We start from the raw sequence: 24,440 nt of genomic DNA, 5'->3' as shown, positions 1-24,440 counted from the left end.
TCTCATAATGCTTGCAACGCCTATTTGCGGGCGTTACCGCGAAAAAAAAGCCGCCCGAAGGCGGCTTTCTGCAACGCTAGGCGACCGGAATCAGTCGACCGCGCCTTCACGGCTCGCGCGACGGCGATCGTGCTCTTTCAGGTAGCGCTTGCGCAGACGGATGGACTGCGGCGTCACTTCGACGAGTTCGTCGTCGTCGATGAATTCGACCGCGTATTCCAGCGACATCTGGATCGGCGGCACGAGGCGAACAGCTTCGTCGGTACCCGACGAACGCACGTTGGTCAGTTGCTTGCCCTTGATCGGGTTCACGACGAGGTCGTTGTCGCGGCTGTGAATGCCGATGATCATGCCTTCGTACAGCGCATCGCCCGGCGACACGAACATGCGGCCGCGATCCTGCAGCTTCCACAAGGCGTAGGCGACAGCCGCGCCGTCGTCTTGCGAGATCAGCACGCCGTTGCGGCGCTCGCCGACCGAACCTTCCTTCACCGGCGCGTACGAATCGAACGTGTGGCTCATCAGGCCCGTGCCGCGCGTGAGCGTCAGGAACTCGCCCTGGAAGCCGATCAGGCCGCGCGCCGCGATCTTGTACTCGAGACGCGTGCGGCCACGGCCGTCCGACGCCATGTCGAGCATTTCGCCCTTGCGGCGGCCGAGTTCTTCCATCACGCCGCCCTGGTGCGCATCTTCCATGTCGACGGTCAGGTTTTCGTACGGCTCGTGCTTCACGCCGTCGATTTCCTGCATCACCACGCGCGGACGCGACACCGCGAGTTCGTAGCCTTCACGACGCATGTTTTCCACGAGAATGGTCAGGTGCAGTTCGCCGCGACCCGCCACTTCGAACGTGGTTTCGTCGCCGGTTTCCTTCACGCGGAGCGCCACGTTGTGGTTCAGCTCCTTCATCAGACGGTCGCGGATCTGGCGGCTCGTCACGAACTTGCCTTCACGGCCAGCGAGCGGCGACGAATTCACGAGGAAGTTCATCGTGAGCGTCGGTTCGTCGACGGTGATCATCGGCAGCGCTTCCGGGGTGTCCGGCGCGCAAATCGTCACGCCGATCCCGATTTCCTCGATACCGTTGATCAGCACGATGTCGCCGGCTTCAGCCGAATCCACCTGCACGCGCTCCAGGCCCTTGAACGACAACACCTGGTTGATCTTGCGGTTCAGGATCGCGCCGTCCGGACCCGAGCGCACGGCGACCGCCATGCCCGGCTTGATCGTGCCGCGCGTGATGCGGCCCACGCCGATACGGCCAACATACGACGAGTAATCGAGCGAGGTGATTTGGAGTTGCAGCGGCGCTTCCGGATCGGCCGGACGCACCGGGACGTGTTGCAGCACGGCTTCGAACAGCGGACGCATGTCGCCTTCGCGCACGTCCGGGTTCAAGCCCGCATAGCCGTTCAGGCCGGATGCGTAGACGATCGGGAAGTCGAGTTGCTCGTCGGTTGCGCCCAGCTTGTCGAACAGGTCGAACGTCTGGTTGATCACCCAGTCGATCCGCGCGCCCGGCCGGTCAACCTTGTTGATCACGACGATCGGCTTCAGGCCGAGCGCCAGCGCCTTTTTGGTCACGAAGCGCGTTTGCGGCATCGGGCCTTCGACGGCGTCCACGAGCAGCAGCACCGAGTCCACCATCGACAGCACGCGCTCCACTTCACCGCCGAAGTCGGCGTGGCCCGGGGTGTCGACGATGTTGATGTGTGTGCCTTCGTATTCGACCGCGCAGTTCTTCGAAAGGATCGTGATGCCACGCTCCTTTTCGATGTCGTTCGAGTCCATCACGCGTTCGGTGAGCTGCTGGTTGTCACGGAACGTTGCGGTCTGACGAAGCAACTGGTCGACGAGCGTAGTCTTGCCGTGGTCGACGTGGGCAATGATGGCGATATTGCGAAGGGCGCGAGTCATAGGATATGTACAGTTGAGCGCCGTCAGTGCGAGCCGCGTAGAAGTCGAGTAAGCATTGAATCTGCTCAAACCTCGGTTTTAGCGGCTGGATCCACAATTGGTCCCGGCATTGGTCCCGGCAGTCGGCGCGATGGGAACCTGAAATTATAGCACGTAGATATGTCGCGATCTGGCAATAGGACATAACCCGCAAGTGCAACCCGCCGCAAACCCAAGCCAGCCGGGCAATTCGGCGCATCGCCATAAGACTTTTCTCAAAATAACAACGCAACAGTCGCTACAAACAGACGATTCCGTACGTTCGTGAACTTTTAAGCGTTCTCCTAAACCCCTTGCTGCGGCAAAGACGCGCACCTATAATCCTGCCTAGTCAACTATTGCAATCGCACGAGAATCCATGTCCGACGCCCCTACTCCTTCTTCCGGCATTGCTGATTACCAGCTATCCGAGAGCGTCGGCTATCTATTGAGCCGGGTGCGCTCCACCATGTGGAACGAGATGACGCAGCATACGTCGTCCGAACTCGGCATCACGGGGACGCAGGCGAGCATCGTCTTCATGCTCGCGGCCGGCCGTGGCACGACTTCGGCCGACCTGGCGCGCGAATACGGGATCGATGCAAGCGCGGTCACGCGGCTTATCGACCGGCTGGAAAAGCGCGGCCTGCTCTCGCGCGTGCGCAGCGAGGAAGACCGGCGGGTCGTGCGGCTCGCGCTGACGCCCGAGGGTTATGCGCTCGCCGAGCAGATTCCCGCTATCTTCAAGCGCGTTCTCGACAAAATGCTGAATGGGTTTTCGCCGGAGGAAGTGGGATTTCTAAAGAGTCTGCTGCGCCGCGTGCTGGTCAATTCCGGCGATCAGGCCACCATCCTGTTGTGCGGCGGAGGCCCGGAAAAAGCGCCATCTGCACCCGTGCGATGACAAGCATCTACGTTATTAAACTGAAAGAAATTAGTTGCAGCGTCCATATTTACATCCAATATTAAGAGCCGAGCGATGAAATACCTTTCCATGTCCGCGCCAGCCATTGCGCTCACCCGTACGCGCGGCGCGCTCGCCGTCGCGGCGGCCGTGGCCGCGATCGCGATGGCGGGCTGCGCGAACTACGCCGGAATCAAAAGCGACAAGCAGCTGGCCGAGGCGCAGAGCTTCGAGAGCGCGCAGAGCGTGCCCGCCGAGGCCGGCCAGTGGCCGACGCTCGACTGGGCGACACAATTCGGCGATCCGCAACTGCCGCAACTGATCGCCGAAGCGCTCGATGGCAGCCCGTCGATCGCGCAGGCGCAAGCGCGGATCGCGAAGGCGTCGTCGTATATCGAGACGTCGCGTTCGTCGCTTTATCCGAAGGTGAACGGGTCGTATTCGTGGACCCGCGAGCTTTACTCGGGCAACGCCCTCTTCCCGCCGCCCTACGGCGGCACATGGTTCAGCGAGAACAACGCGCTCGTGAGCGCGTCGTGGGATCTCGATTTGTGGGGCAAAAACCGCTCGCGCCTGAATATGGCGGTGTCGCAGGAAAAGGCGGCCGAGGCCGACATGCAGCAAGCGCGTGTCACGCTCGCGGCGTCGGTTGCGCGCACGTATAACCAGCTCGCGACGCTCTACGCGCTGCGCGACGTCGCCGCGCGCGAGATCGCGAACCGCGCGGATGTCGGACGGATCACGAACGGGCGCGTGATCGCCGGTCTCGATACGAACGTCGAGCGCCGCACGGCCGAAGGTAACGTGGCGACGAGCCAGTCGAGCCTCACCGAACTCGACGGCCAGATCACGGCCGTGCGCTACCAGTTGGGCGCGCTGCTCGGCAAAGGTCCGGATCGCGGGCTGCAGATCGCCAAGCCGACGCTGACAGCGAAGGCGAATATCGCCATTCCCGACAACGTGCCGGCCGATCTCGTCGCGCGCCGCCCGGATATCGTGGCCGCGCGCTGGCAAGTCGAGGCGACGACGCACAATATCAAGGAAGCGAAGGCCGAGTTCTTCCCGGACATCAATCTCGCGGCCGGTTTCGGCTTCGACGCGTTCGGCTGGGGCAAATTCCTGACCGCCGGCAGCCGTCAGATCAACGCGGGGCCGGCCATTCATCTGCCAATTTTCGATGCCGGCGCGCTGCGTGCCCAGTTGAAGAGCCGCTACGCCGACTTCGATCTCGACGTGGCGAACTACAACCAGACGCTGATCAACGCGCTGAACGACGTCGCGACGCAAATCGCCTCGATCCGCTCGCTCGACAAGCAGACGGTGGATGCCGAGCGCGCGCTCGACGCCGCGAGCCACGCCTACGATCTGGCCGTGATCCGCTACAAGGCCGGTTTGTCGCCGCAATTGCAGGTGTTGTCGGCGGATGAAAACCGGCTCGCGAACGAGCAAACCGTCACGAATCTGCGGATGCGCCGCGCCGATCTCCAGATCGGCCTCATCAAGGCGCTCGGCGGCGGTTTCGACGCAACGACCACGAATCTCGCCATCGACGGCAGCGGCCAGAAAGCCGCCGACGCGACCCAGAATCAGAGCCAGAACGCGATCCAGGCGCCGTCGACGACGGTCGCCCAGAAAGCCGCCAACTAAAAACACGCAACAACACAAGACAGAACCCGGAGCCATCCATGAGCGACCCTCAACAAAACGCCGCCGCGAGCGCGCCGAAGACCAATAGCGGCAAACGCCGAACGCTGATGACGCTGATCGTGCTCGTCATCCTGATCGCCGCCGTCGCGTACGGCTTCTATTACTTCACGATCGCGCGCTTCCACGAAAGCACCGACGACGCCTACGTGAACGGCAACGTCGTGCAGATCACGCCGCAAGTGGTCGGCACGGTGATCTCGGTCAACGCCGACGACACGCAGACGGTGAAAGCGGGCGATCCGCTCGTCGTGCTCGATCCCGCCGACTCGAAGGTCGCGCTCGATCAGGCCGAAGCGAATCTCGCGCAGACCGTGCGCCAGGTTCGTACGCTGTTCGTGAACAACAACCAGTACGAAGCGCAAGTTGCGCTGCGCAAATCCGATCTCGCCCGCGCGCAGGACGATCTGCGCCGCCGTATGACGGTGGCGCAGACCGGCGCTGTGTCGCTGGAAGAAATTTCGCACGCGAAGGACGCGGTGCGCGGCGCGCAGGCGTCGCTCGACGCCGCGCAGCAGGAACTCGCGTCGAACCGTTCGTTGACCGCGAACACGACGATCGCCAAGCATCCGAACGTTCTGGCCGCGGCCGCGAAGGTTCGCGACTCGTATATCAACTACGCGCGCAATAACTTGCCCGCGCCGGTGACGGGTTATGTCGCGAAGCGCTCGGTGCAGGTCGGCCAGCGCGTTTCGCCGGGCAATCCGCTGATGGCGATCGTGCCGCTGAACGCCGTCTGGGTCGATGCAAACTTCAAGGAAGTGCAGTTGAAGCACATGCGGATCGGCCAGCCGGTCGAACTGACCGCCGATGTCTACGGCTCGGGCGTCGTGTTCCATGGCAAGGTGATCGGCTTCTCGGCGGGTACGGGCTCGGCCTTTTCGCTCTTGCCGGCGCAAAACGCGACGGGTAACTGGATCAAGGTCGTACAGCGTCTGCCGGTGCGCGTCCAGCTCGATCCGCAGGAACTCGAAAAGCACCCGCTGCGTATCGGCCTCTCGATGAACGCCGACGTCACCATCAAGAACGAAGACGGCGGTCAGCTCGGCCAGGCGCAGAACACGGTTTATCAGACCAACGTGTTCGAGAAGTATGGCGACGAAGCCGACGCGGAAATTCAGCGCGTGATCGAAGCGAATGCGGGCAGCGGCACGGGCAACGGTAGCGGCGCGCCGCAAAAGATGTCGGGCACGACGAAGCCAGCTGCCTCGAAGCTGATGTAAGCGTCGACGTCCAAAGGTTCTTTACATGTCTCAGGTAAACGGCGTTCATCCGCCGCTGGAAGGCGCGAAGCTGGTGATCGGTACGATCGCCGTTTCGCTCGCGGTGTTCATGAATGTGCTCGACACGTCGATCGCCAACGTGTCGATTCCGTCGATTTCCGGCGATCTCGGCGTGGCGTCCGACCAGGGAACGTGGGTCATCACGTCGTTCGCGGTCGCCAATGCAATCTCGGTGCCGCTGACTGGCTGGCTCACGCAGCGCTTCGGCCAGGTCCGCTTGTTCATGAGCTCGATCGTGCTGTTCGTGATCGCGTCGTGGCTTTGCGGCCTCGCGCCGACGCTGCCCTTTCTGCTCGCCGCGCGCGTGTTGCAAGGCGCGGTTGCCGGCCCGATGATCCCGCTCTCGCAAACGCTACTGCTCGCGAGTTATCCGCGCGCGAAGGCGCCGATGGCGCTTTCGATGTGGTCGATGACCACGCTGATCGCGCCGGTCGCGGGGCCGATTCTCGGCGGCTGGATCTCCGACAACATCTCGTGGCCGTGGATTTTCTACGTCAACATTCCCGTCGGCATCGCGGCGGCGACCGCCACGTTCGCGATCTTCCGCGAACGCGATTCGGTCATTCGCCGCGCGCCCATCGACACCGTCGGCCTCGCGCTGCTGGTGATCTGGGTCGGCTCGCTGCAGATCATGCTCGACAAGGGCAAGGATCTCGACTGGTTCAACTCGACCACAATCGTCGTGCTGACGCTGGTCGCGGTGATCGCGCTCGCGTTCTTTATCGTCTGGGAACTGACGGCGGAACATCCGGTGGTCGATCTGTCGCTCTTCAAGCTGCGTAATTTCACCGGCGGCACGGTCGCGCTGTCTATCGGCTACGGGCTTTACTTCGGCAATCTCGTGCTGCTGCCGCTGTGGCTGCAAACGGACATCGGCTATACGGCCACCGACGCCGGTCTCGTGATGGCGCCGGTCGGCGTATTCGCGATCCTGCTCTCGCCCGTCACCGGCAAATTCCTGCCGCGCACGGACCCGCGCAAGATCGCGACCGCCGCGTTCCTCGTGTTCGCGCTGTGCTTCTGGATGCGCTCGCGCTACACGACCGGCGTCGACACGTTCTCGCTGATGATGCCCACGCTGATCCAGGGCATCGGCATGGCGGGATTCTTTATCCCGCTCGTCTCGATCACGCTGTCAGGCCTGCCGGGAAGCCGGATTCCGGCGGCGTCGGGATTGTCGAATTTCGTGCGGATCATGTGCGGCGGTATCGGCACGTCGATTTTTTCGACGGCGTGGGAACACCGGTCCATCGTGCATCACGCGCAACTCGTCGAGCAGGCGAACGCATACAACCCGACGTTCGGCAATTCGATTCATCAGATGGGCGCCGCTGGCTTCGATCAGTCGCAGGCTTACGGCATGTTCAACAGCATGGCGACGCAGCAAGCCGCGCAGTTGGGCGTGAACGATCTGTTCTATTTGTCGGCGGGGATTTTCGTCGCGCTGATCGCGCTGATCTGGATCACGAAGCCCGAGCGTTCGGGCGGCGGCGATTCGGCGGCGGCGGCATCGGCCGCGCATTAATAAAAAAGCCCGGAATTTTCGAATTCCGGGCTTTTTTTCTGGGCGGATGCGCCTGGATTCAGGCGTTCGCCGCGGTCACGACCAAGCGCTCCGGCGCGAGCACGCCTTCACCCGCTTTCGCCACGCCGAGCAGCCGGTTTTCATCCGAATACACGCGAAGACGCCCGTCTTCGACCGACGCGGCCGATATCTCCGACAGCTTCAACCGCTGTCCGTGCAAAAAGCGACGCGTCGCGTCAGCATCGAGATGCACGGCGGGAAACGTCGATAACAACGCATCGACCGGTTGCAGCCAGCCGTCGCGCTCGTCCTGCGGCGCGTCGTTCAACGCATCGAGCGTCACGGCGTTTTCAAGCGTCAATTCGCCGACACCCGTGCGGCGCAACGCCACCAGATGCGCGCCGCAACCGAGCGTCTCGCCGATATCCTCGGCCAGCGTACGCACGTAGGTGCCCTTGCTGCAAGTCACGCGGAATGCGACATCCGGCAACGCGCATGCAATCACCTCCAGCGCGTGAATCGTCACTTGCCGCCCTTCGCGCTCGACCGTCTGACCGGCGCGCGCGTATTCGTAAAGCGGCTTGCCGTCGCGCTTGAGCGCGGAGTACATCGGCGGAACTTGCGTGATTGCACCGCGAAAACGGGCTACGGCGGCGTGGATCGCTGCTTCGTCGCAGGTCACGTCGCGCGTGTCGATGGCTTCGCCTTCGGCGTCGCCCGTCGTCGTGCGCACGCCGAGACGCATCGTCGCCTCGTAGGTTTTATCCGCTTCGAGCAGATCCTGCGAAAACTTGGTCGCTTCGCCAAAGCAGAGCGGCAAGAGGCCCGTCGCGAGCGGATCGAGCGTGCCGGTATGGCCCGCCTTCTTCGCCGTGAACAGCCGCTTCGCGCGGATCAGCGCGTCGTTACTGGACAGCCCGAGCGGCTTGTCGAGCAGCAGTACGCCGTCGAGCGCGCGCCGGGGAATCTTGGGCCGTGCAGGAGCTTTCATCGATCAAACGCCTTCTTCGTCGTCCTTCGCCCGCGTCGCGTTCGCTTCGTCGATCAGCTTCGACATTTCGACCGCGCGTTCGATGGTCTGATCGTAGTGGAAATGCAGCGTCGGCACCGTGTGGATATGCAGGCGCTTGAACAGCAGGTTATGCAGATGGCCCGCGGCGTGATTCAGACCTTCCTGCGTCGCCGTCGGGTCGCCGGTCAGCGTCGTGAAGTAAATTTTCGCGTGCGCGTAATCCGGCGTCAGTTCGACGCTCTGGATCGTCACCATGCCGATACGCGGGTCCTTGACCTCGCGCAGCAACTCGGACAAATCGCGTTGAATCTGATCCGCGATCTGCACGTTGCGATTGGGGGAAGTACGTTTCTTAGCCATGATATTTCCGATATTGAGTGTTGCGCCGGCCCTGAAAAGCAAAAAGCGGAGCGGGCCTGAATAGCCCGCTCCGCCTTTCGTTCAAACGGCGGGCAACCTTACAGCGTACGCGCCACTTCCGTGACTTCGAAGATTTCGAACTGGTCGCCTTCTTCGATATCGTTGAAGTTCTTGAGCGACATACCGCATTCGAAGCCCTGACGCACTTCCTTCGCGTCGTCCTTGAAGCGCTTGAGCGAGTCGATTTCGCCGGTGTGGATGACCACGTTATTGCGAAGCACGCGCACCGAGGAGGTGCGTTTGACCGCGCCGTCGGTCACCATACAACCCGCGATCAAACCGATCTTCGGCACGCGGATCACCTGGCGCACTTCGACCGTACCCGTCACGACTTCACGCTTCTCCGGCGCGAGCATGCCGGACATTGCTGCCTTCACCTCATCCACGGCGTCATAGATGATGTTGTAGTAGCGAATGTCGATGCCGTTGTTCTCGGCCACCTTACGCGCCTGAGCATCCGCACGCGTGTTGAAGCCGATGATGACCGCCTTCGATGCCGTTGCCAGATTGACGTCCGACTCGCTGATCGCGCCGACCGCGCTGTGCACGATCTGCACGCGCACTTCGTTGGTCGAAAGCTTTTGCAGCGACTGCACCAGCGCTTCCTGCGAACCTTGCACGTCGGCCTTGACGATAAGCGGAAGGTTTTGAACTTCGCCTTCTGCCATCTGCTCGAGCATGTTTTCGAGCTTCGCGGCCTGCTGCTTCGCCAGTTTGACGTCGCGGAACTTGCCTTGACGGAACAGGGCGATTTCACGCGCCTTGCGCTCATCCGGCAACACGATGACTTCTTCGCCCGCGCCCGGCACTTCCGACAGACCCTGAATTTCGACCGGAATCGACGGGCCGGCTGACTTGGTCGGCTTGCCGGTTTCGTCGAGCATCGCACGGACACGGCCGTAGGCACTGCCGGCGAGCACGACATCGCCGCGATTGAGCGTACCCGACGTTACCAGGATGGTCGCGACCGGACCCTTGCCCTTGTCGAGCTTCGCTTCGATCACGAGACCCTTCGCCGGTGCATCGACCGGTGCCTTCAGTTCCAGCACTTCGGCCTGGAGCGAGAGGTTTTCGAGCAGGTTTTCGATTCCCTGCCCCGTCTTCGCCGACACTTCGACGAACGGCGAGTCACCGCCGTACTCTTCCGGCACGACGCCTTCCGCCACGAGTTCCTGCTTCACGCGCTCGGAATTCGCACCCGGCTTGTCGATCTTGTTGATCGCGACGACGATCGGCACGCCGCCGGCCTTCGCGTGAGCGATGGCTTCCTTCGTTTGCGGCATCACGCCGTCGTCGGCTGCGACCACCAGAATCACGATGTCCGTCGCCTTTGCACCGCGGGCACGCATGGCCGTAAAGGCCTCGTGACCCGGCGTGTCGAGGAACGTAATCACGCCACGCGGCGTATCGACGTGATACGCGCCGATGTGCTGCGTGATCCCGCCCGCTTCGCCCGCCGCGACCTTCGCGGTCCGGATGTAGTCGAGCAGCGAGGTCTTGCCGTGGTCGACGTGACCCATGACGGTAACGACCGGCGGACGCGGCAGGCGTTCGCCCACTTCTTCCTGCGTTTCGCCTTCGGACAGCAACGCTTCCGGATCGTCCAGCTTGGCTGCCACCGCGCTATGGCCCAGTTCCTCGACGATGATCATCGCCGTTTCCTGGTCCAGCACCTGGTTGATCGTCACCATCTGGCCGAGCTTCATCATCACCTTGATGACTTCCGAAGCCTTCACCGACATCTTGTGCGCCAGATCGGCAACCGAAACGGTTTCCGGCACATGCACTTCACGCACGATCGGTTCGGTCGGCGCCTGGAACGTGGTTTGTTCCTGATGCTTGCCGCGACCCTTCGGACCGCCGCGCCAGCCGCGATCGACACCGCCGCTCGAATCGCCGCGCGTCTTGATCCCGCGGCGCTTCGCTGCGTCGTCCTGCCAGCTGCTCTTGCCGCCGGCTTTCTTCTTGTCCGGCGACGACGGAGCCGCCGGTGCCGCTGCGCCTGCAGCCGGCTTCTTCGCCGCTGCCGGGCGCGCAACGGAGCCTTCCGGACGCGCCGGCTTGTGCAGCGTGCCCTTGGCTTCGGCAGCCTTGGCCGCTTCGACCGGCTTGGCGACAGGCGCCGGCTCGGCCGGCTTTGCCTGCTGCGCCTTGCGCGGCGTATTCATCATTTCGCGGATAGCACGCGCTTCGGCTTCAGCCGCCGCACGACGCTTCGCGATCTGTTCCTGCTCGGCGCGAGCCTTTTCCGTCGCGGCGCGTGCCGCGTCTTCGGCCTTCTTCGCCGCTTCGCGTTGCGCGGCGCGCTCGGCAGCCGCCTTCGCTTCGACCTGCTGGTCGGCGGTGTCGGCCTTCGCGGGTTCTTCAGCCTTCTTCTCTGCTTTGGCTTCGGTACGCTGTTCCTGACGCGCCGTATTGGCCGCGCGCGACACTTCCGCCGCTTCGGCTTGCGCCGCTGCGCGCCTAGCCGCTTCTTCCTCGGCCTTGCGTCGCTCGGCTTCAGCAGCCGCTTCACGCGCCGCGCGCTCCGCCTCTTCGCGTTCGAGGCGCTCCTGGCGTTCCTTCAGCTCCTGCGCTTCCTTTTCCAAGAGCTCGGCCGCGTGACGCGCTTCTTCCTCGCGACGTTGCAATTCGGCTTCGTCGACTTCGTCGTCGACGTGATTGCCTTCGACCACCTGTTCGGCGCCCGATTCATCACGCTTCATGAAGACACGCTTCTTGCGCACCTCGACCTGAATGGTGCGAGCTTTACCCGTAGAGTCGGACTGCTTGATTTCCGACGTATGCCGGCGGGTCAAAGTGATCTTGCGCTTGTCGGCATCGGAGGAACCGTGCGACTTGCGCAAATGCTCGAGCAGACGCGACTTGTCCATCTCGGACAGGTCGTCGTCAGCGCTCGCTTTTTGGACGCCAGCCGCCTGCAACTGCTCGAGCAGGACGCCCGCAGGCATTTTGAGTTCCGCGGCAAATTGGGCTACGTTGTTACTCGCCATTCATTCCTCTTGATGCAAGGTCGCAACCTTGCTGTTAGATCGGGGTCATGCGGCCGAACTGGCCGCGATATATCAGTGCGCCATGGTCATTTCTCACTGGAACCAGTGTTCACGTGCTTTCATGATCAACGCCTTAGCGGCATCCTCGTCAACGCTGGTCATTTCGACCAGCTCATCCACAGCCAGCTCGGCGAGTTCGTCGCGCGTCTGGATCTGGTGTTCTGCGAGCTTCGCGTACAACTCGTCGGTCATACCTTCGAGGCTCTTCAAGTCGAGCGCTACGCCCTCGACCTTCTCTTCATTGGCGATCGCCATCGTGAGCAGCGCGTCGCGCGAACGGTTACGCAGTTCGTGAACGGTGTCTTCATCGAAGGCTTCGATTTCGAGCATTTCATTGAGCGGCACATACGCGATCTCTTCGAGGCTCGTAAAGCCCTCGTCGATCAGGATGTCGGCCACTTCTTCATCGACGTCGAGTCGCGCCATGAACAGGCCACGCAGCGTGCCGCGCTCCTCGTTCTGCTTCAGCGCGGATTCATCCGGCGTCATGATGTTGATCTGCCAGCCGGTGAGTTCGCTGGCAAGGCGGACGTTCTGACCGCTACGGCCGATCGCGACCGCGAGTTCGTTCTCGTCCACGACGACGTCCATCGAATGCTTTTCTTCATCGACGACAATCGACTGTACGGCAGCCGGCGCGAGCGCGCCGATCACGAACTGGGCGGGATCTTCGGACCATAACACGATGTCCACGTTCTCGCCACCGAGCTCGTTTCGCACCGCCTGAACGCGCGAACCGCGAATGCCGACGCACGTACCGATCGGATCAATACGCTTGTCGTAAGCAATCACCCCTATTTTCGCACGCACGCCAGGATCGCGCGCAGCCGCCTTGATTTCGAGCAGGCCCTGCTCGATTTCAGGCACTTCCATTTCGAACAGCTTCATCAGGAACTCGGGCGCAGTGCGCGAGAGTTCGATCTGCGGGCCGCGCGCGGTGCGATCGACCTTCGCGATATAAGCGCGAACACGGTCGCCGACTCGCAGGTTTTCCTTCGGAATCAATTGATCGCGGCGCAAAAGCGCTTCCACGCGACCCGATTCGACGATGAAATTACCCTTATCCAGACGCTTGACCGCGCCCGTCATGATCTTTTCGCCGCGCTCCAGGAAGTCGTTCAGGATCTGCTCGCGCTCAGCGTCGCGAACCTTCTGAAGAATCACCTGCTTCGCAGCCTGCGCACCGATACGGCCGAACTCGATCGACGGGATCGGTTGTTCGATGTAGTCGTCGATTTCCGCGTCGGGCTTGTCTTCCTTCGCTTCGAACAGCAGGATTTCCTGATCCGGCTCCTGCAGTCCGGCCTCGTCCGGCACCACGCGCCAGCGGCGGAAGGTTTCATGCTCGCCGCTTTCACGGTCGATCGCGACGCGGATATCGACGTCTTCCTCGAACAGCTTTTTCGTTGCCGAAGCGAGCGCCGCTTCCAGCGCTGCGTACACCACGTCCTTGTTGACGTTCTTTTCGCGCGCCAGCGCATCCGCCAGCATCAAAACTTCGCGACTCATTGTTTGCGGCTCCTAAAGTCAACTTTGGGGACGAGACGTGCTTTATCGAGGTCTGCGAGCGTGAAATCGAGCATCGCAGCGCCGTCCTTCCCTTCGAATTCCAAACCGATTGCCTCGCCGTTCGGAGCATGCACGATGCCACGGTACGACTTGCGCCCGTCCAGCGGCTTTTTCAATGTGATAACTGCCTCGCTGCCCGCGAAGCGTTCGAAGTCGGCCAGTTTCTTCAGCGGTCGGTCGAGCCCCGGCGATGAAACTTCAAGCCGTTCGTAATCGATATTTTCGACCTCGAACAAATACTGAAGCTGACGTGTGACTTTTTCGCAATCTTCGATTGCGATGCCGGCCGGCTGGTCGATTGAAATGCGCAGCAGACCGGCTGGCCGCTCGATATCGACGAGTTCGTAGCCAAGTCCCGAAACCGTGGTTTCTATGATTTCCGTCAGTTGCACAGTGCCTCCAAGATGTTCGCGCGCGAGCTCCACGCCGAACACCTGCGGGCCGCGCCTCAAGCCGGCGCGCAGTTTTACTGCCCAGGATGCTGAACCGAAGACCCAAAAAAAAATGGGCGCAATGCCCATCTTCTAACTGCTAGCCAAGGTCGCACCCGGGCGGTGATCCATATTGCGTGCCCAGCGACTTCGTAATTTTAGCCATTTTTCGGGATAAACGCAAACGAAACGACCCCGATAACGGCCATTACAGCGACGTTCGCCGTTGTCGAGTAACGCGTCCGGCGCATTCGACCAATATCGCCGGTTGCGTGCCGGACAGTTGCCGATCACGCGTCGGTCGAACGCCGGCAGGACGCTAAAAATGCGCGCCGCCGCCCGCGTCGCGCGCATTTTCAAGTTCGTTCAGCGGCCTCGCGTCCGGTTGCGCGGTGCGGGGCGCGCGCCGCCGCGAGCCGCGCCACCGCTCGCGTTACCCGCGTTTCCGCCCTTGCCCTGCCCACCGCCCGGCGATCCTTGTCGGCCGCCCATGCGCGAGCCGCCCGGATTCGCCGCGCGCTTGCCCGGCGCGCCAGAACCGGCGCCTTGCGGACGCGGGCCGCGCGGACCCGCGCCGCCCGGACGTCCATTGCCCGCACGATTGCCGTTCGGCTCGCCGCCCGCGCGGTTGCCATTCGGCTCACCGCGCTCGCCCCGCTCAGCCCGATCACCCCGGCCGCCGCGGGCGCCATAACCGCCGCCCGCGTTGTTACCGAAGCCGCCAGCGTTGCCACCGAAACCGCCCGGCGCGCCGCGTCGCCCGCCGGCGGGACCGCCGCGCGTCGGCGTTTGCGTCATGCGCAGATGCGAACTCAGCACCGGTTCACGCGTGATGATGCCCATCGACGTTTGCATCGGATCCGGCTGGATTCGCTGCGGCGCGCTGCCGCGACCGCCCTTTTCCTCGGCGGGCGCTTTAAGCCCGACCGATCCCAGCAGATCGCGCACCGCATTGTCTTCAAGTTCTTCCCAGCGGCCGCGCTTCAGGCCCTTTGGCAACGCGATCGGGCCGTGACGCGTACGGATCAGCCGGCTCACCATCAGCCCGGCCGCCTCGAACATGCGGCGCACCTCGCGATTACGCCCTTCGGCCAGCGCGACGTGATACCAGTGATTCGTGCCTTCGCCGCCGCCGTCGCGAATCCGCAGGAAGTTCGCCGGGCCGTCGTCGAGTTCGACGCCTTTCAGCAACTTCTGGCGCATCCCTTCGGCCAGTTCGCCGACCACCCGCACCGCGTATTCGCGCTCCACGCTGTAGCGCGGATGCATGAACCGGTTGGCGAGATCGCCGGAGGTGGTCAGAAGCAACAGGCCTTCGGTGTTGAAGTCGAGGCGGCCGACCGCGAGCCACTTTGCGGTTTTCATCGGCGGAAGGTTGTCGAACACGGACGGACGGCCTTCCGGATCGGCGTGACTGACGATTTCGCCCGTCGGCTTGTGATAAATCAGGATGCGCGGCGGCTTGCTCGACAGCTTGCGCTTGACCGGCTTGCCGTTGATGCGGACCTGGTCGGTCGGCATGATGCGCTGGCCGATATGCGCCGGCTCGCCGTTCACCGAGACCCGGCCCGCGATAATCAGCTCTTCCATGTCGCGGCGCGATCCCATGCCTGCTTCGGCGAGCACCTTATGGAGCTTCGGCGCGTCGTCGTCCGGTTCCAGAACGCGTTTTTGCGGCGCAGCGCCCCGGCCACGGCGCAACATCGGCGCGCGGGCGGCATCGGCGCCATTGTCCGCGTCGAACGAGGGCGAGGTCACGTAGGCGAACACGTCGTCTTCACCCGATGCTGCCGCCGTGTTTCGCGGTTCGGCGGATACGGCTGCTGCGTCGTCGCGTTTCGTGCGCTTTTGCGGCTGGCCGTCGCGCGGACCCTGGCGGCGGGCGCCTTCGCGGTTCTGCTCGCGCGGTGCGCCGTCGCGGCTGCCTGCGCGGGCGCCGTCGCGGCTGCCGTCGCGATTGCCCTCTCGATTACCTTCCCGATTACCCTCGCGCTTCGCGCCCGGATTGCGAGGGCCTCGCGGACTCTTCGCGCCTGCGTCCTTGCGCGGCATGCGCACCTGAGCGGCCACGACGCCATCCGGCGGCGCTTCCGTCACCGCGCCGGTCGCCGGAGGCGCACCTTCGCCACCCTTCGTCTTGGCGACCGCGCGGCGTCGCGCGATCAGGCTGCGCGGCCCGCGACGCAAGCCGCGGCGCGGACGTCCGTCGTCGTCGACGGAATCGTCGCTGCGGGCGCGCTCGGCGTTGTCGGCTGAAGCCTGCGCGTCCGCGGCACGCGCGGGGCGCTCGGATTCGGAACGGCCGGTATCGGGGCGGCCGGCATCGGGGCGGCCCGCATTGGAGCGGCCGGCATCGGCGCGGCCGGCATCGGCGCGATCGGCATCGGGGCGGCCGGCATCGGGCGAATCGCTGTCGTGGGAATGTGTCAAAACAACCTCAAATGTGTCGGGACACGCGTCCGTCGCGGACGCGTCAAAAATTTCGACTGATGTGCTCGGCCGATCATGCCGGCCGGGCCTCAACTGGGCGTAACCGGGCTTCTACCGGGATATCCCCGGCCTTTACTGGGCGTCTGCCCGACTATTTACGAGCCGGGATTGGCCGGCCGCGCCGGAAGTTCCAATGAATCGTGGGCACGGTCGAATGCGAACCGGCCTGGGCTTGCTAATTCGGGCGCGTATCGGGTGCGCCGCGCAGTTTGCGTTTCAAGCGCGCCGCGCGGTTTGCTCGCGGATTTCTTCGTCGGTCAACGGGCCAGCTTCCGGTTCGCTTTGTTCCGGCTTGCCGGCATCGGCTTCGGCTTCGGCTTCGACATCGACATCGACATCGGCTTCGGCTTCCGATATAACAGGCGCATCCGTCGCATCCGGCGATACTGCCGGACCGTTCGCTTCGGCCGGCGCTTCGTTGTCCGCATCCGCTTCGCGCGATGCCCCTTCCGCGTGGACTTCGATCGGCTCGGCGGGTTCCCCGCTCGCGTCAAGTTCCGTAAATCCGGCTTCCGTATTCGCTGTTTCGTCGACGATCCCGATACTCTCGCGCGCAGCCGCAATGGTCGCCGCGGCGTCGCCGTCCGGAAACTCGATCGAATGCTGCGCGAGGAGCGCCGCCTCGAATTGCGCGGACGGGTTGTCGAGTGCGGGCAGTTCGTCGAGCGCGGTCAGCCCGAGGTCGTCGAGAAACTGTTTGGTCGTGGCATACAGCGCCGGTCGGCCCGGCACGTCGCGATGACCAATCACCTCGATCCAGCCACGATCCTCAAGTTTCTTGACCACTTCCGTATTCACGGTCACACCGCGAATTTCCTCGATATCGCCGCGCGTCACCGGCTGCCGATAGGCAATGATCGCGAGCGTTTCGAGCACGGCGCGCGAGTATTTCGGCGGCTTTTCGGGGTGCAAACGTTCGAGATAACCCCGCATCGCGGGCTTGCTTTGAAATCGCCATCCCGACGCCAGCGCGACGAGTTCCACGCCGCGTCCCGACCAGTCCTGCTTCAGACTGTCGAGCAACGTGCGAACCGTGTCAGCCGAGATATCGTCGGCAAAGAGCTTGCGCAGGTCACCGAGTTTCAGGGGCTCTTGCGCGCAGATCAAGGCAGTCTCGAGGACGATCTTCGCCTCTTGGGTATTCATGCAGCTAAGTCGGACCCTGTGTGGTCAATGAACCTGGTCAATGAGCCTGGTCAATGAGCCGGATCAATCGGATTTCAACTGACCGTAACGAACTTCAGCGGATACAGGCAGCCAAAGCGGATGCTGCGGACGTGAAACTGGGACGCGGAAACTCCAGACGCACTCGCCCGATTTTGATCGGCATATTGATTGGGAGCACGCGCCGGGGGGTAAGCGAATCGAGCGATCGGCTCTTGTTGAACGCCTCGCGCAAAATGTGCAATGCGAGGATTCGAGCGGGCCGCCGAACCATCCCAGCCGGTCGGAGTGGCGCATTCCAAGGCGGAAGCGCGTGACTGAGCGCCATGTTACGCAAAAAGAATCGGTGCGTAAAGATGAAAAACGGCTAAAAGACAGACGAAAAACCGGCCGCGGACGAGCCTGCGACGAAGCGGAAGTCCGCATTTTCTCGCAGACGAGACGCGCCTGCAAACGCTCGACTTCGATCACGATTTCGACCGTCAACCGGCTGAACACTACGCGCGGCGATGTCCGCCCAGAAAGGCGCGCAGCCGCTCGACGCCGCGATCGAGGCGCGCCGGGTCGCAAGCGTAGCACCAGCGCACAAAGCCCTCGCCTTCCGCGCCGAACGCGCTCCCGGGGGCCAGCCCGAGTCCCACCTCGCGCACCAGCGACTTGCACAATTCGAGACTGCGATCCGCCCCCGGCAACGCAAAGAACACGTACATCGCGCCCTCTGGCGCGCGCACCTCGACGCCCGGAATCGACTGCAGCGCGTTCACGAGGTGATCGCGGCTCGCGCGCAAATCGGCGACGAGCGATTGGGTGAACGCCTCGCCGTCCCGCACCGCCGCGATGCCCGCCTGCTGCACAAACGACGGCGCGCACGATGTGTTGTATTCGACCAGCTTGCCGAGATCGTCCATAAGAGAGGTCGGCGCGACCAGCCAGCCGAGCCGCCAGCCAGTCATCAGCCACGCCTTCGAGAACGAATTGACGGCGATCACGCGTTCATCGCGGCTCGCCAAGTCGAGAAACGACGGCGCGACGCGGCCGTCGTCGCCATAGTAAAGGCGCTCGTAGACTTCGTCGGCGACGATCCAGATGCCGTGACGGCGGCAATGGTCGAGCACCGCGCGCTGCTCGTCGCGCGTCATGACCCAGCCGGTCGGGTTGTTCGGCGAGTTGATCATCAGCATCCGCGTGTCCGGCGTGAGCGCGGCGAGAAGGCGGTCCAGATCGAGCGTCCAGCCGCGCGCACCAAAACCGAGCGCGACTGTTTCCACATGCGCGCCAAGAATTTTCGGAATTTCGACCAGATTGGGCCAGAGCGGCGTCACCGCGACCACGCGGTCGCCCGCGCCGGTCACGAGCTGCGCGGCGAGCATCAGCGCGTTCACACCGGCGCTCGTCACGGCGATCTGGTCCGGCGCGGTCGCGCCGTGCAGCCCGCTCACGTAGCCGGCCAGCGCCTCGCGCAGCGGTGCGATGCCGAGATTGTGCGTGTAGAACGTGTCGCCGGCGGCGAGCGCCCGGCTCGCGGCATCGCGGATAAAAGGCGGCGTCACGCGGTCCGACTCGCCGAACCAGAACGGCAGCATATCGTCGACGCCGAAACCGGCGTTCGCCACTTCGCGGATCTGCGACGGCCTGAGCGCGCGCACCGCGTCGCGGGCGTTCGGCGCGTGTGCGTCCTGGGTTTTGTTCAACGCGTGCAATTCCGCCGCCACTGCGCCTGCCGATTCACTCATTGCCTGCCCCGATTCCGAAAAAGGTAAAAGTCTAACGCGTCGATGCAGCGCGCGCGGAATTCGGCGCGCTTTCAGATCCAGCGCAGGTCTAGCGCAGATCCTCGGCCCGCCGGGGCAACCCGGCGATGAGCGCCCAGACCGGTTCCGCGGCCGGAGACAACGACCGGTCGCGCCGCCGCACCAGTTCCACCGTGCGCTCGGCGCGCGGCACGAGCGGCCGCGCGACCAGCGACGACCCGGCGGGCAGCGGCAACGCGAGCCACGGCAGCACGCTGATCCCGACGCCCGCTTCCACCAGCCCGAACACGGTCGCCGAATGCCCGAGCTCCTGCACCACATCGGCGCGCACGCCGTGCGCGTGCATCGCGGCGTCGATGATCGGACGGCTGCCCGACGTCTGGTCGAGCATCACGAGACGCTCGCCGTCGAGCGCGCGCCACGGCGCTTCGTCGAGTGTGGCGAGCGGATGATCGCGCCGCGTTACGACGCAGAACGAATCCGTCATGACCGCCTCTCCGTGCAGATCGCTCTCGTCGAGCGGGCCGATCACCACGCCGAAATCCGCCTCGCCCGACTTGACCTGGCGCAGAACGTCGCTCTGAACGTCGTCGCGGAGACTCAGCGCGACCAGCGGAAATTGCGCCCGGCACGCGGCGATCACGCCGGGCATCAGCCGGCACGCGACCGTCGGCGTGGCCGCGACGATCACCCGGCCGCGCCGCTGCTCGCCGAGATCGCGAATTTCCCGCAGCGCGTGGTCGAGATCGGCGAGCAGCCGCGACACACTCCCAACCAGATTCAGGCCGACGTCGGTTAATTGAACCTCGCGCGTCGTGCGGTCGATCAGTTTCAGCCCGATCTCGCTCTCCAGTTCGCGCACGCAGCGACTCACGGCCGATTGCGTCAGGCCGATCTCATCGCCCGCGCGGCTGAAACTTTGCAACCGCGCGACTTCGATGAACACGCGCAACTGGCGCAGCGTCACATTCATTCACGACCCTCATTAATATTGCCGATCAATGCTAACTATAAACAGAAGCCGCTTGTGAAACATTTCGCACGAGCGTTTCGCTGCGGTGCAGCAAGAGGCGAATCGCGCACGCACGGAGGGCCTTCTGCACAGGATTGGTGATTGTCCCGATTTCGCGAACCGCACTTTTAGAGTCTTATACGGGCCATGCTGGCACCGCGCCAGCCTACTGCCATGTGGGTTTCCCGGTGATTTCGACTTACATGGCACGGTTCTCGCATTTCATTGCGCACAGGGTCGGCGCCACTCGGCTACAAACGAATCTTCCGCCGCAGTGCTGCTCCGACCTCCCTGGTATTCGATCTTCGAATTCCGACCAGAGTGCGCGGCGCGGGGCAGCGCACCGGGGTTAGCTTCGCTGAGGTGAAACATGATGCTGTTCGACGATTTGAGAGATAACGAGTGGGCGCTAGTCGAGGCGTTGTTCTGCGCGGAACCCGCACGGAGCGAACGTCGTGGCCGCCCGCGTGTGGAAGCACGCGCCGTGGTCAACGCCGTCTTGTGGGTGTTGTCGACGGGCGAAGGCTGGTCGAAACTGCCGGGCCGCTATCCGTCGCCGCCGACTTGCCGCCGTCGCTTCGACGAATGGCAGGCAGATGGTACGCTCGCCGAAATTGTGAAGCGCCTCGGCAACAACGGCCGCGAAGTATCGCTGCGCGGCCGGATCGGCTCCACCGCCGCGAAACCGCCGGCACCGCCGAGCCGTGACCGTCTGCGTGGCGCGTTCTGGACCAATCCGGAATCGTGGCGCGCGCCGGCCAAGATGGCCTGAGGCGTCTCGTCCCCGAGTAACGCGCGAGATTTGGGGCTTCCCGTCTCGCGCGATTGAACTGTCTGCATGATCCGGCTTCGCCCGCTCCGTCGACCTGTACCAAGCGTCGATTCGCCCGCACACGAGGCCCGACGGTCCGCTTTCCAGGCGAGGCCGCTCTTCCCGTCCCTTGTCGCGTCCGGCCCGCACGAATCTGCGGCGTCCCTGTACGTCGGATACGCACCTGATACATTAACGAAACAACTCTTTACCAATCTTTACAGCACCCTTTCCGATGCGGGCATAAGTTGGTGAGCTTGGAAACCAAGTCCGTGGATGGATTTGAAGGGGGCTCCCATGAAACCAATGTCCCTGCTCGCATGCGGCATTGTCGTTTCATTGTTTGGCGGAACGGATAGCGTACACGCGCAGTCGAGGGAATACAGTCTGCGCGCCAGCGCAAAGCCAGGCGCGCCGCCTCAGGAACTGACGCACGCACCCGAGACCGCCCCGCCCGCGCCGCGGGGCGATTTACGCGGAGATATCGCGAGTAATGTGCGGGCGCGGCCCGAAACGGATTCGGAGCGCAACGGCCGGCCTCGTCGCCGGTGAAAGCAAGGACGGCGACTCGCTCTGAAAACTTTCGATTGATTCGGCAGGGAACCTGTCGACGTTGCCGAAGTCCGACCTTATGCCATGAGCACAGCGTGGCAGCAGTAGATCCGGTATGCCCGTATCCTCGTGATACGGGCTTTTTTTCGGCCGTCGGGAAGTAGATTAACGAGTGCATTGCGGCGATAGACGCGCACGCTCCCTGCGGACCACTTGCGGGTCCGCCAAGTCACCGCCGTCGGCCATATCCGGCGTTAAACCGTGCTCAGACCGTACTACACCCGGGCTTCGAGCGCTGCTTCCTGCATCGCCGACAGTGAATACGCTTCGGCACGGTGCAGGTCCCAGTCGAGGGATCGCTCGTCGCGCGCGAGGCGCGAGAATTCATGTTTTCCACGCTCGGTGACGACGGCAATATCGACGGGGGCATGAAAGCCCGGCGCCGGAGCCACCGTCCGCTGGCGGACAAGTTCTAGCAGACCGAGTGCGCGCAGGTGATCGAATACATTCGGGCGCCTCGCCCAAGGTACTTGACGGTACTGGGCCCGGCGTAGCGCTTCGAGTACGGCTTCGTTGGAATACGTGGTCATATCGTTCTTTCTTCCTGTGCAGCCATGACGACGCCGCTCCAGCGCAGTCTGTCGACTGCCTGCGGCACCGACTAAACGCGGCACGCCCCGAAACCAGTCAAAATGCCGACATCGCAGCGTAAGACCGGAAGACGCAACCGCCGCATGCTCTTAAGTTGCTGCTTATAATCTCGAGCCCCCGTAATGGACACCCAGAACGCGGCGCCGCCCGCATCACCGCGATGCATTCAAACGAATGCGATGTCGCATGCGGATTTGTCTCGAAAACTCTACGTTACCCCAATCAAATTGGTTCTTTTAACTTTATTGCTGCTTTTTTTTGCACTATTCGCGCTTTGGCGACACAGACGAGGTGTAATCGCAATCGTCTGCTGCTTGGTGTTCTGGACACTCGGCGCCGGATGGCTCTCCAAGCCCTTGCTGCATCTGGCTCAACGCGATTTCGAGGCGCCTTCGCAACCCACGTTTGCGACCCGTTCGGTGATCGTTTTGATGGGGGGCGGAACCCGTCGGACTTCGGCCGGAGAACTGGTTCCCAAGTCCGACGCGACCGTGCGGATTCAGGTCGCCGCCGAGCTGTATCGCGCGTGCCGGAAAGCCGGCGGCGCGTGCCGCGTGATCGTATCGGGCGGCGACCCGCAGCATAACGGCCAGGCCGAAGCCGACAACTACGCGCCGTATCTCCTCGCGCGCGGCGTGGCATCGAGCGATCTCACGCGCGAAAACCGCAGCAGGAACACGTACGAGAACGCGCAGAACGTGGCGGGCATTGTGCATCCCGAACGTGACCAGACCGTGATCGTCGTCACGTCCGCGTACCACATGCGCCGCTCGCTCCAGGCCTTCGAGGCGTTCGGCTTCGAGCCGCAGCCGTTCGTGTCGAACATACGCGTCGGGCGCGCGACGTTCTATCCGCGATTCGCGGGCTTCATGGACGCTCAGACCGCATTGCACGAATTGATCGGCGAGGCGCGCTTTCACGTCTACCGGCTGGTGCATCTTTATTGACGCGGGAGCGGAATTTGCTGAGGAAACGACGATGGCCTGTAGCGTGAGGCAGGCGATTTCCGGGTTCATCACTCCAAGGAGGAAACAATGAAGAAAGTGTCCCTGGCAGTTCTCTTGTCCCTCGGCGCCGTGGCGTCCGCGGCCTACGCGCAAAGCGATCAAGGCGTCACGATGAGTACCGACCCCGCCAAGATTTCCGATATCGAGATGCGGGCGCAAAATCTGCAATCGCAGCAGGACAACATGCAAAGCATGCCGATGTCGAGCAAGAGCACCATGCACAAGAAATCCGGGCACCATTCGAAAGGCATGAAGGGAATGGCGATGCCGGCGGAGGGAGCCAGCCAGTAAGTGACGGATGCACTCGCCGCGCGATTGGCGCCAAAAAAAAGCCGGGAATCGTACGATTTCCGGCTTTTTTGTTGGGTATTCGCGCAGTTCGCCGGTCGCGTCGTTCAGCGTCCGTGCGCGCGAGCATCCGGTAGAATGCTGCCCACCAAGCTTGGTTACCAGGCTCGCCCCACCAAATTAACCAAACACGCACCCGTGCGGAGGACAGCATGAGCAATATCCAGCTCGATATCGAATGGACGGAAGCCGCGTCGAAAAAGATTGAAAAACTAATGCCGCGCAACGCCAAGGACAAGGACGCGTATCTTGCGCTGCCGCCGGTGGAATGCTTGCCGATGGAAGGCGACGTGCTGTTTCTCGGACCGGACGGCAAGCAGCAACCGTTTATCGTCGCGGAACGGCAGTATCACCATGATGGCGATGCCGACTGGACCATCATTCTGATCCTCGACGTCCCGCACGAAACGCACTGAACCTCGTCAGATTTTCGAAACGACATTGACCTCGCCGTGCTCGATCAAATCGGGCGCGACGGCACGGAATGTTGCGATATGCGGCATTTCGTTGTGCTCGGCCAGCGCCTCGGCGCTTTTCCAGCGCTCGAAAAAGACGAAGCGGCGCGGCTCCTTCACATCGCGATGAAGATCGTATTGCAGCACGCCCGCTTCCTTGTGCGTCGCGGCGGACAGCGTCTGCAACGCGTCTTTGAGGTTTTCTTCCTGACCCGGCTTGGCGAGAAACGTGGCGACTACGGCAACTTCCGGCATGTGTTGTCCTCTGTAACGTTCATTGATGAACGCCAAGGATAACCGGGCGCGTCTTAGTCTGCCCACGAGCAAGTCTTGAGATGCCTCGTCACGCAGAAAAAAGCCCGC

The 24,440-nt window shown here is 63.0% G+C and carries 19 protein-coding genes and 1 pseudogene; 8 read left to right on the top strand and 12 right to left on the bottom strand.

Annotated features, from left to right (window positions below; genetic code table 11):
• Positions 1–90 precede the first annotated feature (90 nt).
• Positions 91–1,917, bottom strand: a complete 1,827-nt coding sequence (typA, locus tag AC3D25_RS07090; RefSeq protein ID WP_488887723.1) for a translational GTPase TypA — start codon at positions 1,915–1,917, stop codon at positions 91–93.
• A gap of 397 nt (positions 1,918–2,314) precedes the next feature.
• Here typA and AC3D25_RS07085 point away from each other — a divergent pair, with 397 nt between their 5' ends.
• From AC3D25_RS07085 to AC3D25_RS07070, 4 genes are all read left to right on the top strand, one after another.
• On the top strand, positions 2,315–2,839 hold the full coding sequence (locus tag AC3D25_RS07085) for a MarR family winged helix-turn-helix transcriptional regulator (protein WP_488887722.1): 525 nt from the start codon (positions 2,315–2,317) through the stop codon (positions 2,837–2,839).
• A 75-nt stretch (positions 2,840–2,914) separates the two neighbouring features.
• The gene (locus tag AC3D25_RS07080; RefSeq protein WP_488887721.1) at positions 2,915–4,486 is read left to right on the top strand and encodes an efflux transporter outer membrane subunit; all 1,572 of its coding nucleotides are present in this window, start codon (positions 2,915–2,917) and stop codon (positions 4,484–4,486) included.
• Between the two features lie 38 nt (positions 4,487–4,524).
• A complete protein-coding gene (locus AC3D25_RS07075; RefSeq protein ID WP_488887720.1) occupies positions 4,525–5,766 on the top strand; it encodes an EmrA/EmrK family multidrug efflux transporter periplasmic adaptor subunit in 1,242 nt (413 codons plus the stop codon).
• A gap of 25 nt (positions 5,767–5,791) precedes the next feature.
• Complete coding sequence (locus AC3D25_RS07070; protein ID WP_488887719.1) at positions 5,792–7,351, top strand: DHA2 family efflux MFS transporter permease subunit; 1,560 nt, start codon at positions 5,792–5,794, stop codon at positions 7,349–7,351.
• A 58-nt stretch (positions 7,352–7,409) separates the two neighbouring features.
• On the opposite strand, the gene truB is transcribed toward AC3D25_RS07070, so the two are convergent.
• From truB to AC3D25_RS07025, 9 genes and pseudogenes are all read right to left on the bottom strand, one after another.
• A complete protein-coding gene (gene truB / locus AC3D25_RS07065) occupies positions 7,410–8,342 on the bottom strand; it encodes a tRNA pseudouridine(55) synthase TruB (protein WP_488887718.1) in 933 nt (310 codons plus the stop codon).
• 3 nt (positions 8,343–8,345) lie between these two features.
• Positions 8,346–8,723: a 30S ribosome-binding factor RbfA gene (gene rbfA / locus AC3D25_RS07060; RefSeq protein WP_488887717.1), complete on the bottom strand. Its 378-nt coding sequence runs from the start codon at positions 8,721–8,723 to the stop codon at positions 8,346–8,348.
• Positions 8,724–8,821: 98 nt separating this feature from the next.
• Positions 8,822–11,776, bottom strand: coding sequence for a translation initiation factor IF-2 (infB, locus tag AC3D25_RS07055; RefSeq protein WP_488887716.1), 2,955 nt, complete (start codon positions 11,774–11,776; stop codon positions 8,822–8,824).
• Positions 11,777–11,869: 93 nt separating this feature from the next.
• Positions 11,870–13,345 (bottom strand): transcription termination factor NusA, encoded by a 1,476-nt coding sequence (nusA, locus tag AC3D25_RS07050; protein ID WP_488887715.1) that lies wholly within the window; start codon positions 13,343–13,345, stop codon positions 11,870–11,872.
• A complete protein-coding gene (gene rimP, locus AC3D25_RS07045) occupies positions 13,342–13,797 on the bottom strand; it encodes a ribosome maturation factor RimP (protein WP_488889624.1) in 456 nt (151 codons plus the stop codon). Before rimP ends, nusA begins: the two co-directional genes overlap by 4 nt.
• A 405-nt stretch (positions 13,798–14,202) precedes the next feature.
• The gene (rluB, locus tag AC3D25_RS07040) at positions 14,203–16,266 is read right to left on the bottom strand and encodes a 23S rRNA pseudouridine(2605) synthase RluB (protein ID WP_488887714.1); all 2,064 of its coding nucleotides are present in this window, start codon (positions 16,264–16,266) and stop codon (positions 14,203–14,205) included.
• 636 nt (positions 16,267–16,902) lie between these two features.
• Positions 16,903–17,472: pseudogene (scpB, locus tag AC3D25_RS07035) on the bottom strand (SMC-Scp complex subunit ScpB); the annotation flags it as partial.
• A 515-nt stretch (positions 17,473–17,987) separates the two neighbouring features.
• Complete coding sequence (locus AC3D25_RS07030; protein ID WP_488887713.1) at positions 17,988–19,223, bottom strand: pyridoxal phosphate-dependent aminotransferase; 1,236 nt, start codon at positions 19,221–19,223, stop codon at positions 17,988–17,990.
• Positions 19,224–19,311: 88 nt separating this feature from the next.
• Complete coding sequence (locus AC3D25_RS07025; RefSeq protein ID WP_488887712.1) at positions 19,312–20,214, bottom strand: LysR family transcriptional regulator; 903 nt, start codon at positions 20,212–20,214, stop codon at positions 19,312–19,314.
• Positions 20,215–20,623: 409 nt separating this feature from the next.
• Between AC3D25_RS07025 and AC3D25_RS07020 the strand changes: the two genes are divergently transcribed.
• Complete coding sequence (locus AC3D25_RS07020) at positions 20,624–21,025, top strand: transposase (RefSeq protein ID WP_035933996.1); 402 nt, start codon at positions 20,624–20,626, stop codon at positions 21,023–21,025.
• 866 nt (positions 21,026–21,891) lie between these two features.
• Here AC3D25_RS07020 and AC3D25_RS07015 read toward each other — a convergent pair.
• Positions 21,892–22,206 (bottom strand): hypothetical protein, encoded by a 315-nt coding sequence (locus AC3D25_RS07015; RefSeq protein WP_488887711.1) that lies wholly within the window; start codon positions 22,204–22,206, stop codon positions 21,892–21,894.
• Between the two features lie 378 nt (positions 22,207–22,584).
• Here AC3D25_RS07015 and AC3D25_RS07010 point away from each other — a divergent pair, with 378 nt between their 5' ends.
• The 3 genes from AC3D25_RS07010 (at position 22,585) to AC3D25_RS07000 (ending at position 24,038) form a co-directional block, all read left to right on the top strand.
• Positions 22,585–23,214: a YdcF family protein gene (locus tag AC3D25_RS07010; RefSeq protein ID WP_488887710.1), complete on the top strand. Its 630-nt coding sequence runs from the start codon at positions 22,585–22,587 to the stop codon at positions 23,212–23,214.
• Between the two features lie 87 nt (positions 23,215–23,301).
• A complete protein-coding gene (locus tag AC3D25_RS07005; protein WP_488887709.1) occupies positions 23,302–23,565 on the top strand; it encodes a hypothetical protein in 264 nt (87 codons plus the stop codon).
• A 209-nt stretch (positions 23,566–23,774) separates the two neighbouring features.
• The gene (locus AC3D25_RS07000) at positions 23,775–24,038 is read left to right on the top strand and encodes a DNA-binding protein (protein ID WP_488887708.1); all 264 of its coding nucleotides are present in this window, start codon (positions 23,775–23,777) and stop codon (positions 24,036–24,038) included.
• A 6-nt stretch (positions 24,039–24,044) separates the two neighbouring features.
• On the opposite strand, the gene AC3D25_RS06995 is transcribed toward AC3D25_RS07000, so the two are convergent.
• Positions 24,045–24,332 (bottom strand): putative quinol monooxygenase, encoded by a 288-nt coding sequence (locus AC3D25_RS06995; protein WP_488887707.1) that lies wholly within the window; start codon positions 24,330–24,332, stop codon positions 24,045–24,047.
• Positions 24,333–24,440 lie beyond the last annotated feature (108 nt).

This window comes from Caballeronia sp. SL1002 (genome assembly GCF_057814995.1).
The sequence above is the reverse complement of the archived record's forward strand: the minus strand, read 5'-3'. Positions and strand labels throughout refer to the sequence as shown.

Excerpts from the sequence above, each read along its gene's own strand:
- AC3D25_RS07080 (WP_488887721.1), top strand. The coding sequence starts at position 2,915 with ATGAAATACCTTTCCATGTCCGCGCCAGCCATTGCGCTCACCCGTACG.
- nusA (WP_488887715.1), bottom strand. The coding sequence starts at position 13,345 with ATGAGTCGCGAAGTTTTGATGCTGGCGGATGCGCTGGCGCGCGAAAAG.
- AC3D25_RS06995 (WP_488887707.1), bottom strand. The coding sequence starts at position 24,332 with ATGCCGGAAGTTGCCGTAGTCGCCACGTTTCTCGCCAAGCCGGGTCAG.
- AC3D25_RS07085 (WP_488887722.1), top strand. The coding sequence starts at position 2,315 with ATGTCCGACGCCCCTACTCCTTCTTCCGGCATTGCTGATTACCAGCTA.
- truB (WP_488887718.1), bottom strand. The coding sequence starts at position 8,342 with ATGAAAGCTCCTGCACGGCCCAAGATTCCCCGGCGCGCGCTCGACGGC.
- AC3D25_RS07000 (WP_488887708.1), top strand. The coding sequence starts at position 23,775 with ATGAGCAATATCCAGCTCGATATCGAATGGACGGAAGCCGCGTCGAAA.
- infB (WP_488887716.1), bottom strand. The coding sequence starts at position 11,776 with ATGGCGAGTAACAACGTAGCCCAATTTGCCGCGGAACTCAAAATGCCT.
- AC3D25_RS07030 (WP_488887713.1), bottom strand. The coding sequence starts at position 19,223 with ATGAGTGAATCGGCAGGCGCAGTGGCGGCGGAATTGCACGCGTTGAAC.
- AC3D25_RS07020 (WP_035933996.1), top strand. The coding sequence starts at position 20,624 with ATGATGCTGTTCGACGATTTGAGAGATAACGAGTGGGCGCTAGTCGAG.
- AC3D25_RS07075 (WP_488887720.1), top strand. The coding sequence starts at position 4,525 with ATGAGCGACCCTCAACAAAACGCCGCCGCGAGCGCGCCGAAGACCAAT.
- AC3D25_RS07005 (WP_488887709.1), top strand. The coding sequence starts at position 23,302 with ATGAAGAAAGTGTCCCTGGCAGTTCTCTTGTCCCTCGGCGCCGTGGCG.
- AC3D25_RS07015 (WP_488887711.1), bottom strand. The coding sequence starts at position 22,206 with ATGACCACGTATTCCAACGAAGCCGTACTCGAAGCGCTACGCCGGGCC.
- AC3D25_RS07070 (WP_488887719.1), top strand. The coding sequence starts at position 5,792 with ATGTCTCAGGTAAACGGCGTTCATCCGCCGCTGGAAGGCGCGAAGCTG.
- typA (WP_488887723.1), bottom strand. The coding sequence starts at position 1,917 with ATGACTCGCGCCCTTCGCAATATCGCCATCATTGCCCACGTCGACCAC.
- AC3D25_RS07025 (WP_488887712.1), bottom strand. The coding sequence starts at position 20,214 with ATGAATGTGACGCTGCGCCAGTTGCGCGTGTTCATCGAAGTCGCGCGG.
- rbfA (WP_488887717.1), bottom strand. The coding sequence starts at position 8,723 with ATGGCTAAGAAACGTACTTCCCCCAATCGCAACGTGCAGATCGCGGAT.